A 15,897-nucleotide genomic window follows, 5' to 3' on the forward strand; every position below is an offset into this window, starting at 1 on the left:
CGCGAACACCCGATTCACCGCAAACCATGCCGCATCCATGACAGACAAACTCACACCATTGCGCGAACAGATCGATGCGATCGACGCGCAAATTCTCAGCCTTCTCAGCGCCCGCGCGCGCCTGGCGCAGGAAGTCGGCCACGTCAAGGCCGAAACCAGCGCCCCAGTATTTCGTCCCGAACGCGAAGCGCAAGTGCTGCGCGGCGTGGCCGAGCGCAATCCCGGTCCGCTCAAGGCGGCCGAAGTGCAGACCATCTTCCGCGAAATCATGTCGGCCTGCCGCTCGCTCGAAAAGCGCGTCACCGTGGCCTACCTGGGGCCGTCCGGCACCTTCACCGAGCAGGCCGCGTTCCAGCAGTTCGGCAGCGCCATCGAAGGACTGCCCTGCATCTCGATCGACGAAGTGTTCCGCGCCACCGAAGCCGGCACCGCCGATTTCGGCGTGGTCCCGGTCGAAAATTCGTCCGAAGGGGCGGTCAACCGCACGCTCGACCTGATGCTCGGCACCACCACCATCATCAGCGGCGAGATCTCGATCCCCGTGCACCACAGCCTGATGACCAAGACCGGCAACATGGACGGCGTGACGGTGGTGTGCGCTCACTCGCAGGCGCTGGCCCAGTGTCAGGTATGGCTGAACCAGAACTACCCCGGCATCGAACGGCGCGCGGTGGTATCGAACGCCGAAGCGGCCGTCATGGCCAGCAAGGACCCGACGATGGCGGCGATTGCCAGCGAAATGGCGGGCGAGCAGTACCGCCTGGGCGTGGTCAAGGGCCACATCCAGGACGACCCGCACAACCGCACCCGCTTTGCCGTCATCGGCCATTTGCAGACCAACCCCTCGGGTTCCGACCAGACCTCGCTGGTGCTGGCGGTGCCGAACAAGGCGGGCGCGGTCTACAACCTGCTCGCGCCGCTGGCCGTGAACGGCGTCTCGATGACCCGTTTCGAATCGCGCCCGGCCCGCATCGGCACCTGGGAATACTACTTCTACGTCGACATCGAAGGCCACGTGCAGGACCCGGCGGTGGCCAAGGCGCTCGACGAACTGCGCGACAACGCCGCCTTTTTCAAGGTGCTTGGCTCGTACCCGCTCAGTCTTTAGTTTGCAACCCATAACAACTACCCAGAGATCAACCATGTCCCAGCAATTCGGTCCAGAATACGTCCGTGCCATCGCTCCCTACCAGGCGGGCAAACCGATCGCCGAAGTCGCGCGCGAGTTCGGCCTCGACGAAGCGAACATCGTCAAACTGGCGTCGAACGAAAATCCGTTCGGCGTACCCGCATCGAGCCAGCAAGCCATGGCCGCCGCGGTGGCCGACCTGGGGCGCTACCCGGACGCCAACGGCTTCGACCTGAAAGCCGCGCTGGCCAAGCGCTACGAGGTGCCGGCCGACTGGATCACCCTGGGCAACGGCAGCAACGACATCCTCGAAATCGCCGCCCACGCCTTCGTGCAAACAGGCCAGGCCGTGGTGTACTCGCAGTATTCGTTCGCCGTGTACGCGCTGGCGACCCAAGGCGTGGGTGCGCGCGCCATCGTGGTGCCGGCCAGGGAGTATGGCCATGACCTCGACGCCATGGCAGCAGCGATCGACGCCGACACGCGCCTGGTGTTCATCGCCAACCCGAACAACCCGACCGGCACCTTTATTCCGGCGGCGCAGATCGAAGCATTCCTGAACAAGGTGCCGGCCAATGTGGTTGTGGTGCTGGACGAAGCCTACAACGAATTCCTCGCGCCCGAGCACCAGTTCGAGTCGGCCCAGTGGGCGCGCAAGTATCCGAACTTGCTGGTCTCGCGCACCTTCTCCAAGGCTTACGGCCTGGCCGGCCTGCGCGTCGGTTTCGCCATCGCGCAGCCAGCCCTGACCGACCTGATGAACCGCATCCGCCAGCCGTTCAACGTCAACTCGCTGGCCCAGGCCGCGGCCATCGCCGCCCTGAACGACACGCCATTCCTGGAGCAGGGCGCAAAGAACAACGCCGCCGGCTACGCGCAGTTTGTCGAAGCCTTCGACGAACTGGGACTGCAATACGTGCCATCGTTCGGTAACTTCGTGCTGGTCAAGGTTGGCGACGACGATGGCGCCGGTGCCCGCGTGAACCTGGCGCTGCTCAAGCAAGGCGTGATCGTGCGCCCGGTCGGCAACTACGGCCTGCCGCAATGGCTGCGCATCTCCATCGGCCTGCCGGCCGAAAACGCGATCTTCATCGCCGCCCTCAAGAAAGCGCTGGCCTGACGTGTTCAATAAAGTCGTCATCTTCGGCGTAGGCCTGATCGGCGGCTCGTTCGCGCGCGCGTTGCGCCATGCGGGCGTGGTCACCACCCTGGTCGGCGTGGGCCGCTCGCCGCAAGCGATGGCGCGTGCCCTCGAACTGGGCATCATCGACCAGGTGGCGGCCTCGGTGCAGGACGCGATGGCAGGCGCCGACCTGGTGCTGATCGCCGCGCCGGTGGCCCAGACCACGGCGATCCTGGTGTCCTTGCTGCCTTACCTGGAAGCGGGCACCGTCGTCACCGACGCCGGCAGCACCAAGTCCGACGTGGTGGCGGCCGCGCGCGCCGTGATGAAAGAGCGGGTTGGCCAGTTCGTGCCGGGCCACCCGATCGCCGGGCGCGAAACCAACGGCCCGGACGCCGCCATCGTCGACCTGTACCACGGCAAAAAGACCGTGCTCACGCCGCTGCCCGAGAATACGGCCGGCGATATCGACAGGGTGGCCGCCGCGTGGAGCGCGTGCGGCGCCATCGTCCACCGCCTCACGCCGCAGGAACACGACACCGTATTCGCCTCGGTCAGCCACCTGCCGCATTTGCTGGCCTACGCGCTGGTCGACGACATCGCCCGCAAGCCGCATGCGGACCTGTTGTTCCAATACGCCGCCAGCGGCTTTCGGGACTTCACGCGCATTGCCGGCTCCTCGCCCGAAATGTGGCGCGACATCAGCTTGGCCAACCAGGCGGCCCTGTTGGGCGAGTTGGACGCATATCTGGCACAATTGACAGGATTGCGCACGATGCTCGCCAACGGCGACGGCGCCGCCATCGAAGCGGTGTTTGCCAACGCCCAGCGCGCGCGCTGCCGCTGGATCGAAGCGATCGAAACGGCCGAGGCACCGCCGGCGCAGGACAGCAGTCCGGAATAAACCCAGCATTTCAAGGAACCCCAGCATGACCCAGCAGAAGCAGTACCCGCACCATATCGATCTCAAGCCCGTCATGCACGTCGAGGGCGTGGTGCGGCTGCCGGGGTCCAAGAGCATCTCCAACCGCACCTTGCTGCTGGCCGCGCTGGCCGAAGGCAGCACCACCATCGTCGGCCTGCTCGCCTCGGACGACACGCTGGTCATGCTGGGCGCACTGCGCTCCTTGGGCCTGGCATGGGAGCAGGTCGACGAGCATACCCACATCGTGCATGGCGGCGGCGGCATCCTGCCGGCGCACGAAGCCGATCTGTTCATGGGCAATGCCGGCACCGCGATCCGGCCGCTGACGGCGGCGCTGGCCGTCATTGGCGGCGACTACACCCTGCACGGCGTCACCCGCATGCACGAGCGCCCGATCGGCGACCTGGTCGACGCCTTGAACGCGATTGGCGCCCAGATCGAGTACACCGGCGTGGAAGGATTCCCGCCGCTGCGCATCCGGCGCGGACATATTCACGCGCAGCGCCTGTCGGTGCGCGGGAACGTATCGAGCCAGTTTTTGACGGCGCTGCTGATGGCCGCGCCGCTGATGGCGCGCGAGCACCCGGTGACCATCGACGTCGTTGGTGAACTGATCTCCAAGCCGTATATCGAAATCACCCTGAACCTGATGCGGCGTTTCGGCGTGACGGTGGAGCAGGATGGCTGGCAATCGTTCACGGTGCAGCCGGGGCAGCGCTATGCCAGTCCGGGCACGATCCACGTCGAAGGCGACGCCTCGTCGGCCTCGTACTTCCTGGCGGCCGGCGCGATCGGCGGCGGTCCGATCCGGGTTGAAGGGGTAGGGCGCGACAGCATCCAGGGCGACGTGCGCTTTGCCGAAGCGCTGGAACAGATGGGCGCGACGATCACGCGCGGCGACAACTGGATCGAAGCGCGCTCGAATGGGGTACTCAAGGCCATCGACGCCGACTTCAACCATATTCCCGACGCCGCCATGACGATTGCCGTGGCCGCGCTGTACGCCGACGGCACCACCACCTTGCGCAACATCGCCAGCTGGCGGGTGAAAGAGACGGACCGCCTGGCCGCGATGGCGACCGAATTGCGCAAGCTGGGCGCGGTGGTGGAAGAGGGGCCGGACTACATCTCGGTCACCCCGCCGGCGGGCGAACTGAGCGCCGCGACAATCGACACCTATGACGACCACCGGATGGCGATGTGCTTCTCGCTGGCGAGCCTGGACGGCAAAGCGCGGCGCGGCAACACCATGCGCATCAACGACCCGAAATGCGTCGCCAAGACCTTCCCCGACTACTTCGACGCCTTCGCCGGCATCGCCCACGAGAACCTGATTTAAGCCGATATCGTTGCAAAACCTGGGGACAGACCCCGGCTTCTCCTATAACCAGGCGCAGACCTCCTACAACCGGGGTCTGACCTCTGATTAGAAATTAATTGCATCACAGCGATTGAAGCTGTTGCCGCTAAACTAAGTTCCGTCTCGTCCGCGCACGCAGACGCCCAAGCACGGTCGGGCGTCGTTGCAAAACCGGCGCTGGCGAACCGGTAACTATCCATGGTTTTGCAACTAATTTCTAATCAGAGGTCAGACCCCGGTTGGGTGGTTTTACAATGTTTCTAATCAGAGGTCAGACCCCGGTTCTAGGATTTTGGTCCCGGTTGTAGGATTTTTGCCAGACTGCCGTTTTTGTACGTTTTATCGTGATTTCACCAGGACACCGTCCCATGCCACATTCGAACATCCCCGTCATCGCCATCGATGGCCCCACCGCGTCCGGCAAGGGCACCGTCGCGCATAAGGTGGCCGATCGCCTCGGCTTTCATTACCTCGATTCGGGCGCCCTGTATCGCCTCACCGCCTTGATGGCCTTGCGCCGCGCTACGGAACTTTCCGATGAGCACGCCCTCGCCAAGCTGGCCGAACACCTCCCCGCCAGCTTCAGCGGCGGCGAAATCTTGCTGGCTCACGAAAATGTCACCCAACTCATCCGCGCGGAAGAGGTTGGCAACGTGGCATCGAAGATCGCCGCGCTGCCCGCCGTGCGCCAGGCGCTGTTCGCGCTGCAGCTCGGCTTTCGCCGCGCGCCAGGCCTGGTTGCCGATGGCCGCGACATGGGCACGGTAATCTTTCCGCACGCGCAACTGAAAGTGTTCTTGACAGCCAGCACAGAGGCGCGCGCGCAACGCCGATATAAGCAATTGATTGACAAGGGGTTTTCTGCTAATATAGAAGACCTCCTGTCCGATTTGAAGGCGCGCGACGACCGTGATACTTACCGGGCCATCGCGCCATTGATGCCGGCAGAAGGGGCGCACCTGCTCGATACTTCCAATATGACCGCTGACGAAGCGGTCGAGGAAGTGCTGAAATGGTATGCGCACGCTAAGCAGTCGTAATCTGAAGTAGCAATGGGTGCTTGCAATTGCAATAGTGCCATTGCAAGCGTTGAATCAACCTATAACCCAGTTTAAGTCGCATGGTGCGATCTCTGCTGGCTAACTCGTGTACAAACTATGTCAACAGCAACAACTGAAGCAACCGGTATGGAAAGTTTTGCAGCGCTCTTCGAGGAATCGTTGTCGCGCCAAGATATGCGCTCCGGCGAAGTTATTTCCGCTGAAGTCGTGCGTCTCGACCACAATTTCGTGATCGTGAACGCTGGCCTCAAATCCGAAGCTTTCATTCCTATCGAAGAATTCAAGAACGACCAGGGCGAACTGGAAGTTCAAGTCGGCGATTTCGTTTCCGTAGCGATTGAATCGCTGGAAAACGGCTTCGGCGACACCATCCTGTCGCGCGACAAGGCCAAGCGCCTGGCGTCGTGGCTGGCTCTGGAAAAAGCCATGGAATCGGGCGAGATCGTCGTCGGTACCGTCAATGGCAAAGTCAAGGGCGGCCTGACCGTTCTGACCAACGGCATCCGCGCGTTCCTGCCGGGTTCGCTGGTCGACACCCGTCCTGTCAAGGATACCACCCCGTTCGAAGGCAAGACCCTGGAATTCAAGGTCATCAAGCTCGACCGTAAGCGCAACAACGTGGTTCTGTCCCGCCGCGCCGTCATCGAAGCATCGATGGGCGAAGAGCGTCAGAAACTGATGGAAACCTTGAAAGAAGGCACCGTGGTGACCGGCGTCGTCAAAAATATCACCGACTACGGCGCGTTCGTGGATCTGGGCGGTATCGATGGCCTGCTGCACATCACCGATCTGGCATGGCGTCGTGTGCGTCACCCATCGGAAGTGCTGACCGTTGGCCAGGAAATCACCGCTAAAGTCCTGAAGTACGATCAGGAAAAGAACCGTGTTTCGCTGGGCGTGAAGCAACTGGGCGACGATCCTTGGACCGGTCTGTCCCGTCGTTATCCACAAAGCACCCGTCTGTTCGGCAAAGTAACGAACCTCACCGACTACGGCGCGTTCGTGGAAGTCGAGCAGGGTATCGAAGGTCTGGTTCACGTTTCCGAAATGGACTGGACCAACAAGAACGTGGCACCAAACAAAGTTGTCCAGCTGGGCGACGAAGTGGAAGTCATGGTTCTCGAGATCGACGAAGAGCGTCGCCGTATTTCGCTGGGCATGAAGCAGTGCAAAGCAAATCCATGGGATGACTTCGGCGTTACCCACAAGAAGGGCGACAAAGTCCGCGGCGCGATCAAGTCGATCACCGACTTCGGCGTGTTCATCGGCCTGGCCGGCAATATCGATGGTCTGGTACACCTGTCCGACCTGTCCTGGACCGAAACCGGCGAAGAAGCTGTCCGCCGTTTCAAAAAGGGCGACGAACTGGAAGCCATCGTGTTGGCGATCGACGTCGAGCGCGAGCGCGTTTCCCTGGGTGTCAAGCAACTCGAAGGCGACCCATTCAACAACTTCGCTGCAATGAACGACAAAGGCTCCCTAGTAACGGGTACGGTCAAGTCGGTCGAGCCTAAGGGCGCTGTGATCCAGCTGTCCGAAGAAGTTGAAGGCTACCTGCGTGCTTCCGAAATCTCGCGCGACCGCGTTGAAGATGCCGGTACCCACCTGAAGGTTGGCGATTCGGTTGAAGCGCTGGTGATCAACATTGACCGCAAAGCGCGCAGCATCCAGCTGTCGATCAAAGCGAAAGACAATGTCGAGACCCAGGAAGCGATGCAGAAAATGGCTACCTCGTCCGACAACAATGCAGCATCGGGCACCACCAGCCTGGGCGCGCTGTTGAAAGCTAAGTTCGACAACAAGAACTAAGACACTCGGAATCGACAGATGACGAAGTCCGAGTTGATTAACCGCCTGGCTGAGCGCTATTCTCAGCTGGTGGCCAAGGATGCGGAGTACGCTGTCAAGACCATTCTCGATGCCATGACCAACGCCCTGGCGACTGGCCAGCGCATCGAAATCCGTGGTTTCGGCAGTTTTGCCCTGAACAGCCGGCCGCCGCGCATCGGACGCAATCCCAAGTCCGGCGACAAGGTGATGGTCCCCGAAAAACGGGTTCCCCACTTCAAGCCGGGCAAGCAATTGCGCGAACGGGTAGATGCGATGGTCGGGCAGCCGATTATTGAAGACTGAGTCGTTTGTCGACACAGAAGAACGGCATCCACGGATGCCGTTTTTTTTCGCCCTTTGTGCCGCTGCGGGACGTCGCCGGAGTGGCCGGCCTGTCCCGGCCCCCCTTTGTTTTGGTGTAATATGCGACACTTGCGACCTTTTCAGACTGGACCTGGCTGATGAAATTTGTATCCACCATCGTTGGATTTATTCTGTTTATCCTGTTTTTCGGCTTCGCGCTGAAGAATACGCAGGAAGTCGACCTGCACTTTTTCCTCAATTACGAATTGCGCGGCCCCCTGGTGCTGATGCTGCTGGGCTTTTTCGTCGCCGGCGCCGCCCTCGGCATCCTGGCCGTCACGCCCACCATGTTCCGCCACCGCCGCGAAACGTCGAAACACAAGAACACCATCGTCGCCCTGCAAACCGTGGCGCGTACCAAGGTGTCCCAACCGCAGCCGGACAGCGTCAACACCCAGCAGTAACCCATCTGAAAAACCAACAAAAAGAACCGCATGGAATTTGAAATCTGGATGTTGCTTGGCATCCCACTGTTTTTCGCCCTGGGATGGATCGCCGCGCGCGTCGATATCCAGCAACTGCTCTCCGAATCGCGCACCTTGCCGCGCGGGTACTTCCGCGGCCTCAATTTCCTGCTCAATGAGCAGCCCGACAAGGCCATCGATGCCTTCATCGATATCGTCAAGCTCGATCCGGAAACGGTCGAGATGCATTTTGCCCTCGGCAATCTGTTCCGCCGCCGCGGCGAGATCGAGCGCGCCATCCGCGTCCACCAGAACCTGCTCTCGCGCCCGGATTTGCCGGCCGAAGAGCAAGCCCACGGCCAGTACGAACTGGGCATGGATTACCTCAAGGCCGGCTTGCTCGACCGCGCCGAGGAAACCTTCAACCTGCTGCTCGAAACCTCTTACGGCGCCCAGGCGCGCCGCGCCCTGCTCGAAATCTACCAGCGCGAAAAGGAGTGGCCACGCGCGATCGAGGCGGCGCTCGGCCTGCAGGAATCCGGCGCCGGCGCGCGCCAGAAGGAAATCGCCCAGTTCTACTGCGAGCTGGCCCAGGATGCGCTGGTCCACATGCACACCGACGACGCCATGGCCTTGCTCGACAAAGCCCTGCAGGCCGACCGCAAGAACGTCCGTGCGACCCTGCTGACTGGCGACGCCCAGCTGGTCAAGGGCGATGCCGAAGGCGCGCTGGTCACCTGGCGCCGCGTCGAGCAGCAAAGCGTGCCGCACGTGGCCCTGGTCGCGCAGCGCCTGATGGATGGCTACCGCAAGGTCGGCCGCCCGCAGGAAGGCGTGAACCTGCTGCGCTCCTACCTGGCCGAAGCGTCCTCCATCGACCTGATCGAAGTGGTGTTCAAGGCCGTCATCGAGCTCGATGGCGTGGACGCGGCCAAGCAGCTGATGATCGAGGAACTGCGCCGCAATCCGACCCTGCTCGGCCTCGACAAGCTGCTCGAAGCGCGCCTGATGGATGCGCCGGCCGATGTCTGGGAAGAGCTGTCGATGGTGAAGAACCTGGTGCGCGGCTACACCCAGAAGCTGGCGCGCTACCAGTGCAGCCACTGCGGCTTCAAGGCGCGCCAGTTCTACTGGCAGTGCCCGGGATGCAGCCGCTGGGAGACCTACCCGCCGCGCCGCACCGAAGAACTCAATGTCATGAATTAAACGTATCTGAAACCGATGACCAATCTCACCGCCACCCCCGCGCGCCTGCTCAGCGCCGACAGCCATCCCTTCATCGCCGCGCCCGACCTGGCCGCGGTGCGTATCCTGGTCGTCGGCGACGTGATGCTGGACCGTTACTGGTTCGGCGACGTCAGCCGCATCTCGCCGGAAGCGCCGGTACCGATCGTGCGCATCGAAAGGCGCGAAGAGCGCCTGGGCGGCGCAGCCAACGTGGCGCGCAACGCGGCCGCCCTGGGCGCGCGCTGCGGCCTGCTGGGCGTGGTCGGCGCCGACGAAGCGGGCGAGCAGGTGGCGCAGCTGCTGGCCGAATCGCGCATCGACAGCTTCCTGCAACGCGATCCAGCCATCTCCACCATCATCAAGCTGCGTGTGATCGGCCGCCAGCAGCAGCTGCTGCGCATCGATTTCGAGGATGCGCCCACCGACACCGTCCTGCGCGACAAGCTCACCCAGTTCAACGCGCTGCTGCCCGATTACGACGTGGTGATCCTGTCCGACTACAACAAGGGCAGCCTGGTGAACGTGGCACACATGATCGAGGCGGGCCGCGCGGCCGGCAAGGTCGTCATGGTCGACCCCAAGGGCGACGATTTTTCGCGTTACGCCGGGGCCACCGTGCTCACGCCGAACAAGTCGGAGTTCCGCCGCATCGTCGGCAGCTGGTCGTCCGAAGACCAGCTCACCGCCAAGGCCCAGGCCCTGCGCGCCGAACTGCGCCTCGACGCGCTGCTGCTCACCCGCTCGGAAGAGGGCATGAGTCTGTACACCGCCAGCGAAGTGCTGCACATGCACGCCGACGCGCGCGAAGTGTTCGACGTCTCAGGCGCCGGCGACACCGTGATTGCGACCATGGCCTCGATGCTTGGCGCCGGCATGCCGATGGCCGACGCCATCATGACGGCCAACCGCGCCGGCGGCATCGTCGTAGGCAAGCTCGGCACGGCGACCGTGACGCGCGAGGAACTGTTCGGCCTGTAGACAAGCCGGGCCTGCCTACACGATTGGCATTTTGCTGTTCTGATAACGCTCAATCGGAGCGGTCAACATTGTGCCGCATCGTCCGTTAGCTTGTTGGGGGCGCGACCGCGTTCCTACAATCTGATGGAGACACAACATGATCCGTAAATTGATGCTTGCAGTTGCAGCGCTGGTGGCCGCGATGAGCATGGCGTTTGCCCAGGTCGACGTGAACAAGGCGGACGCAGCCGCACTGGACAGTGTGAAGGGTGTCGGGCCCGCCACCTCCAAGCTGATCCTGGAAGAGCGCACCAAGGGCGGCGATTTCAAGGACTGGACCGACTTCGCCAAGCGCGTCAAGGGTGTGGGCGACAAGCGCGCCGCCAAGCTGTCGCAGGCCGGGCTGCAGGTAGCGGGCAAGCCGTTTGGCGGTGCCGGTGCCGCCAAACCGACCGCTGCGGCGGGCAAACCCGCCCCAAGCGCCAAGCCGGCGCCGGCGCCAGCCAAAATGTAAGCGTCGCGCGTCCTGCCAAAAACCCCGCCTTGCCGCGGGGTTTTTTCATGGAATATGCGCGGCATGGGCAAAGTTTTTTCGCTGTATGGACGCGCTTGCGCGCGCCGGGCCGTGAGAAGATAACGTCGCCCATTCAACCGTCGCCCGCCGCAAAGGATCCCTCATGGCATCTGTCCCGTTCACCAAACCCCTGCTGGCCGCCCTGATCGCCGCCGCTGCCGGCGCCTGCGCCGCGCAAGTCCCGGCCGCGCCTGACGTGGCGCGCCACCAGGCGCAGATCGACAAGATCGTCGGCGATATTTCGCCGCAGCGCATCGAAGCGCATGTGCGCAAGCTGGTGGGCTTCAAGACGCGCCACACCATGTCCGACACCGTGTCCGACACGGTCGGCATCGGCGCCGCGCGGCGCTGGATCAAGGCCGAACTGGAACGCTGCGGCGCCGCTGCCGGCGGGCGTTTGCAGGTGAGTTTCGACAGCCATGTCACGCCGGTGTCGGCGCGCATTTCGCGTCCGACCGAGATCGTCAACGTGGTGGCGACCCTGCCCGGCACGCAGGCCGCCTCCAGGGACCGCATCTACGTCGTCAGCGGCCACTACGACTCGCGCAATACCGAGATCATGGACGCAACGGGCGATGCGCCCGGCGCCAACGACGACGCTTCCGGCACCGCAGCCGTGATGGAAATGGCCTGCGTGATGGCGCGCCACCAGTTTGACGCCACCCTGGTCTTCATGACGGTGGCGGCCGAGGAGCAGGGCTTGCTGGGCGCGGCGCATTGGGCCGAACAGGCAAGGCTGAAGAACCTGAACCTGCAGGGCATGTTCACCAACGATATCATCGGCAGCTCGCGCGCCGACGACGGCCGCGTCGACGACAAGCAGGTGCGCCTGTTCGCCGAATCGATACCCGCGACGAAAGAGAACAGCGACACCAGCCGCGCCCTGCTGGCGACCGGTGGCGAAAACGATTCGACCTCGCGCCAGCTGGCGCGCCACGTGAAGGAAATGGGAGAGCGCTATGTGCCCGGCTTTACGGTGAATGTGACCCAGCGGCGCGACCGCTATCTGCGCGGGGGCGACCATATGCCGTTCCTGGAGCGCGGTTATCCGGCGCTGCGCTTCACGGAGCCGAACGAAGACTTCACGCACCAGCACCAGAACGTGCGCAAGGAAGGCGCGCTGCAGTATGGCGATCTGCCCGAATTCAACGACTACAACTACATCGCGCGCGTGGCGCGGGTGAACGCGGCGGCGCTGGCGACCCTGGCGCTGGCACCCGCCGCGCCGCAGAAGGTGCAGATGCGCACCGCGAAGCTGGAGAACGATTCGCAGCTGGTGTGGCAGGCCAACGGCGAGCCGGATCTGGCGGGCTACCGCATCGTCTGGCGCGACACGACCGCCGCGCAGTGGCAGGGGGCTTTGTATGTGGGCAATGTGACCGAGGCGACCGTGAAGCTATCGAAGGATAACTACTTCTTCGGCGTGCAGGCGGTGGACAAGGATGGCAACGTGAGCGTGGCGACGTATCCGACGCCGCTGCGCTGATGTGCGCTTAATGCGTGCGTTACACAAACCTCCGTCGTTCCCGCGAAGGCGGGAACCCAAGTTTTTTGATCCGCCGGAGCATCGGCACAAACCTCCGTTGGGGGCGGCGGGACCGACAGGGCTTACTTCACCGCCAAATACGCATGCAGCTGTGCCACCACCGCCGCGCCTTCGCCCACGGCCGCCGCCACCCGCTTGGTCGACCCCGCCCGCACATCGCCGATCGCAAACACGCCCGGCACCGTGGTCTCCAGATGTCCGTGCAAGGTCCCATCGGTATTGAGCATCTGCCCCGTCACCCGGCAGCGCGCCATCATCACGTCGGTCCCCGTCATCACGAAACCGCCCTTGTCCACCTGCACGCCGCAGTCTTCCAGCCAGCCCGAATTCGGATCGGCTCCCACGAACAGGAACACGCTGCGCACCGCGTGGCTTTGTTCTTCCTCGTCGCGATGCTGCCAGCGCACGCCGGTCAGCCGTTGTCCATCGCCTTCCAGCTTGCTTAACTTGGTATGCGTGTGCAGCACGATATTCGGCGTGGCCGCAATGCGCTCGATCAGATAACTCGACATGCTTGCCGCCAGTCCCGACCCGCGAATCAGCATGTGCACCGTCTTCGCATGCCCCGACAAGAACACCGCTGCCTGCCCGGCCGAATTGCCGCCGCCGACCAGCACCACGTCCTCGCCCTGGCACTGCCTGCCTTCCAGCGGCGACGCCCAGTAGTACACGCCGCAGCCTTCGTACGTGGCCAAATCGGCCAGGTCCGGCTTGCGGTAGCGCGCCCCGCAGGCCAGCACCACCGCGCGCGCCTGCACCTGGCCGCCGCCGGCCAAGGACAGACGCAGCGGATACTGGTCGCACAGCAGCCTGGCGGCGGCGGCGGGAATGGCCACCTGGGCACCGAATTTTTGCGATTGCACGAAGGCCCGTCCGGCCAGCGCGCGGCCCGAAATCCCGGTCGGGAAACCGAGGTAGTTTTCGATGCGCGCGCTGGCGCCGGCCTGGCCGCCGAAGGCGCGGTTTTCCACCACCAGCACCGACAAGCCTTCCGACGCCGCATACACCGCCGTCGCCAGTCCCGACGGCCCGGCGCCCACCACCAGCACGTCATATACCTTGTCCGGGTCCAGGTCGGGCAGCATGCCCAGGCAGCGACCCAGTTCGGCCAGGCTCGGATTTTTCTTGACCACCCCGTCCGGGCACACCACCAGCGGCAGTTCGTGCGGGCCGGGCTGGTACATGCGGATCAGCGCCTCGGCGTTCGGGCTGGTGGCCGGATCGAGCACCATGTGCGGGTGGCCGTTGCTGGTCAAAAAAGTCTGGAGGCGGAACAGGTCGGCGCTGCCGGGCGGGCCGACCAGCACCGGCGCGCTGCTGCCGGCCTCGATCAGCCCGACCCTCCGCAAGATCAGGGCGCGCATGATGCGCTCGCCCAGCTCCGCTTCGGCTACCACCAGGGCGCGCAGCGCTTCCGGCGTGACGATCAGCGCGTCGACCGTGCCGACCGCATGCGCGCTCACCAGCGCCGGGCTGCCCGACAACTGGCCGACGTCGGCCGTGAAGTGGCCGGGGCCGTGGTCGACGATCTTGTGGCTGTTGCCCATGCCGTCGCGCTGGCTGATGCGCACTTCGCCGGCCAGCACGATCATCATGCCCGGATTGGCGCCACCGGCCACGAAAATGGCCTCGCCATCGTTCCAGCGTCCCTCCTTGCCGAAGCGGCGCAGGCGCGCGATTTCAGCCTCTGTCAGCACGGGAAACATCTGGTCGCGGCGCGATTCGTACTTGCTCATCGAACTCTGGGCGCGCTCGTTGATGCTGTTGTCGGGAATAAAGTCAGGGGCGGGCAGGGTGCTCATGGAAGTCGGCTCTGGTGAGGGGGAAAGCCGTCAGTCTAGCAGCTAGCGGGCGCTAAGCCAGCCTGTCGCAAACGGATAAGCGCAGCGTGGATTAGAATGGGTGTTTTGTTGAACTGCAAAGAGTAGCCCATGCCTTACATGACCATCGAAGATACGATCGGCAACACCCCGCTGGTGCGCCTGGTGCGCCTGCCGGGGCCCGACGCCGCCGCCCGCAATAACGTCATCCTCGGCAAGATGGAAGGCGATAATCCGGCCGGTTCGGTCAAGGACCGCGCCGCCATGTCGATGCTGCGGCGCGCGGAGGAACGCGGCCAGATCAAGCCGGGCGACACCCTGATCGAAGCGACCAGCGGCAATACCGGCATCGCGCTGGCGATGGCGGCGGCGATCCGCGGCTACAAGATGCTGCTGCTGATGCCCGAATACCTGTCGATCGAGCGGCGCCAGAGCATGGCCGCCTACGGCGCCCAGATCATCCTCACGCCCAAGACGGGCGGCATGGAATACGCGCGCGACATGGCCGAGCAGCTGCAGCGCGACGGCAAGGGCATCATCCTCGACCAGTTCGGCAACCCCGACAATCCGCGCGCCCACTACGAATCGACCGGCCCCGAAATCTGGCGCGACACCAACGGCGGTATCACCCACTTTGTCAGCGCCATGGGCACCACCGGCACCATCATGGGCGTGTCGCAGTACCTCAAGGAGCAGAACCCGGCGGTCCAGATCATCGGCGCCCAGCCGGAAGACGGTTCGCAGATCCCGGGCATCCGCAAATGGCCCGAAGCCTACCTGCCGAAAATCTTCGACAAATCCCGCGTCGACCAGGTCGAGAACGTGAGCCAGGCCGCGGCCGAGCAGATGGCGCGCCGCCTGGCGGCCGAGGAGGGCATCTTTTGCGGCATCTCCGCCGCCGGCGCCTGCGAGATCGCCCTGCGCATTTCGCAGACGGTGGAAAACGCCACCATCGTGTTCATCGTGTGCGACCGCGGCGACCGTTACCTGTCGACCGGCGTGTTCCCCGCATAGTCGCCTGCGGGCTCGCGCTGCCCCGCGCCAAAACAAACGCCTTCCACCGCGAACGAGTCGATGACCCGTTCATGGTGGAAGGCGTTTTTGCCTGCTTCCCGCGCGCCGCCCCCCACAGGGCAAGGCACGGGCTTGTCCGGCCAGCGGCCCGGCCTACGCGGCCCAACCAATCCCGCTATTACGCTGGATCGCCTTCTTTTGGCTTGAACTGTTTGTCGCTGATGCGGAACTTGTTGCGGCGGTCGCCCATCAAGTAGCGCAGGTCGCGGATCGACAGGTCGCTGACTTCGTGCATGCGGATCAGCAGGGAGGCGCCGACCGGCAGGCGGTGGTGACGGATCTTCGAGATCACTGGCGGCGCCACTTCCAGCGCGCGCGACAGGGCTGCATCGTTCTTGAGACGCAGATTTTCGATCAGCGTGTCCAGTAAACGATTTGGGTTGTATTGCAGCAGATCATCGGAGTCCGAATCGCTGTTCATATCAATGCCGACTTGGTTTGTCATGATGTCAATAATTCCTATTGTGAGTGGTGCTGCTAAGTCAAACACGCGGAGCTCTCGCT

Annotated in this window: 15 protein-coding genes; 13 read left to right on the forward strand and 2 right to left on the reverse strand. The window is 63.6% G+C overall.

Features of this window, described 5'->3' with window-relative positions:
• Nucleotides 1–37 precede the first annotated feature (37 nt).
• The 12 genes from pheA to IV454_RS16575 all read left to right on the forward strand — a co-directional run bounded on the left by pheA (nucleotide 38) and on the right by IV454_RS16575 (nucleotide 12,439).
• The gene (gene pheA / locus IV454_RS16520) at nucleotides 38–1,108 is read left to right on the forward strand and encodes a prephenate dehydratase (protein ID WP_206092416.1); all 1,071 of its coding nucleotides are present in this window, start codon (nucleotides 38–40) and stop codon (nucleotides 1,106–1,108) included.
• A gap of 34 nt (nucleotides 1,109–1,142) precedes the next feature.
• Nucleotides 1,143–2,249, forward strand: a complete 1,107-nt coding sequence (hisC, locus tag IV454_RS16525; protein WP_206092417.1) for a histidinol-phosphate transaminase — start codon at nucleotides 1,143–1,145, stop codon at nucleotides 2,247–2,249.
• Nucleotide 2,250: 1 nt separating this feature from the next.
• Nucleotides 2,251–3,156 (forward strand): prephenate dehydrogenase, encoded by a 906-nt coding sequence (locus IV454_RS16530; RefSeq protein ID WP_206092418.1) that lies wholly within the window; start codon nucleotides 2,251–2,253, stop codon nucleotides 3,154–3,156.
• A 25-nt stretch (nucleotides 3,157–3,181) separates the two neighbouring features.
• A complete protein-coding gene (gene aroA / locus IV454_RS16535) occupies nucleotides 3,182–4,516 on the forward strand; it encodes a 3-phosphoshikimate 1-carboxyvinyltransferase (protein ID WP_206092419.1) in 1,335 nt (444 codons plus the stop codon).
• 389 nt (nucleotides 4,517–4,905) lie between these two features.
• Nucleotides 4,906–5,577 (forward strand): (d)CMP kinase, encoded by a 672-nt coding sequence (gene cmk / locus IV454_RS16540; RefSeq protein WP_206092420.1) that lies wholly within the window; start codon nucleotides 4,906–4,908, stop codon nucleotides 5,575–5,577.
• 117 nt (nucleotides 5,578–5,694) lie between these two features.
• Nucleotides 5,695–7,407: a 30S ribosomal protein S1 gene (gene rpsA, locus IV454_RS16545; protein WP_267692439.1), complete on the forward strand. Its 1,713-nt coding sequence runs from the start codon at nucleotides 5,695–5,697 to the stop codon at nucleotides 7,405–7,407.
• A gap of 18 nt (nucleotides 7,408–7,425) precedes the next feature.
• Nucleotides 7,426–7,731 (forward strand): integration host factor subunit beta, encoded by a 306-nt coding sequence (locus IV454_RS16550; protein ID WP_008446215.1) that lies wholly within the window; start codon nucleotides 7,426–7,428, stop codon nucleotides 7,729–7,731.
• 158 nt (nucleotides 7,732–7,889) lie between these two features.
• On the forward strand, nucleotides 7,890–8,195 hold the full coding sequence (locus tag IV454_RS16555; protein WP_206092421.1) for a LapA family protein: 306 nt from the start codon (nucleotides 7,890–7,892) through the stop codon (nucleotides 8,193–8,195).
• A gap of 30 nt (nucleotides 8,196–8,225) precedes the next feature.
• On the forward strand, nucleotides 8,226–9,401 hold the full coding sequence (gene lapB, locus IV454_RS16560) for a lipopolysaccharide assembly protein LapB (RefSeq protein WP_206092422.1): 1,176 nt from the start codon (nucleotides 8,226–8,228) through the stop codon (nucleotides 9,399–9,401).
• 15 nt (nucleotides 9,402–9,416) lie between these two features.
• Nucleotides 9,417–10,400, forward strand: coding sequence for a D-glycero-beta-D-manno-heptose-7-phosphate kinase (gene rfaE1 / locus IV454_RS16565; RefSeq protein WP_054266927.1), 984 nt, complete (start codon nucleotides 9,417–9,419; stop codon nucleotides 10,398–10,400).
• Nucleotides 10,401–10,536: 136 nt separating this feature from the next.
• Nucleotides 10,537–10,893: a ComEA family DNA-binding protein gene (locus tag IV454_RS16570; RefSeq protein ID WP_206092424.1), complete on the forward strand. Its 357-nt coding sequence runs from the start codon at nucleotides 10,537–10,539 to the stop codon at nucleotides 10,891–10,893.
• Between the two features lie 163 nt (nucleotides 10,894–11,056).
• On the forward strand, nucleotides 11,057–12,439 hold the full coding sequence (locus tag IV454_RS16575; RefSeq protein ID WP_206092426.1) for a M20/M25/M40 family metallo-hydrolase: 1,383 nt from the start codon (nucleotides 11,057–11,059) through the stop codon (nucleotides 12,437–12,439).
• Nucleotides 12,440–12,561: 122 nt separating this feature from the next.
• Here the strand turns inward: IV454_RS16575 and IV454_RS16580 are convergent, their stop codons facing one another.
• The gene (locus IV454_RS16580; protein WP_206092428.1) at nucleotides 12,562–14,301 is read right to left on the reverse strand and encodes an FAD-dependent oxidoreductase; all 1,740 of its coding nucleotides are present in this window, start codon (nucleotides 14,299–14,301) and stop codon (nucleotides 12,562–12,564) included.
• A gap of 129 nt (nucleotides 14,302–14,430) precedes the next feature.
• Here IV454_RS16580 and cysM point away from each other — a divergent pair, with 129 nt between their 5' ends.
• Nucleotides 14,431–15,333 (forward strand): cysteine synthase CysM, encoded by a 903-nt coding sequence (cysM, locus tag IV454_RS16585; RefSeq protein WP_206092430.1) that lies wholly within the window; start codon nucleotides 14,431–14,433, stop codon nucleotides 15,331–15,333.
• A 178-nt stretch (nucleotides 15,334–15,511) separates the two neighbouring features.
• On the opposite strand, the gene IV454_RS16590 is transcribed toward cysM, so the two are convergent.
• Nucleotides 15,512–15,838, reverse strand: a complete 327-nt coding sequence (locus IV454_RS16590) for a hypothetical protein (RefSeq protein WP_054266941.1) — start codon at nucleotides 15,836–15,838, stop codon at nucleotides 15,512–15,514.
• Nucleotides 15,839–15,897 lie beyond the last annotated feature (59 nt).

Source organism: Massilia antarctica, from assembly GCF_015689335.1.
In the GTDB taxonomy this organism is placed as follows: domain Bacteria; phylum Pseudomonadota; class Gammaproteobacteria; order Burkholderiales; family Burkholderiaceae_D; genus Telluria_A; species Telluria_A antarctica.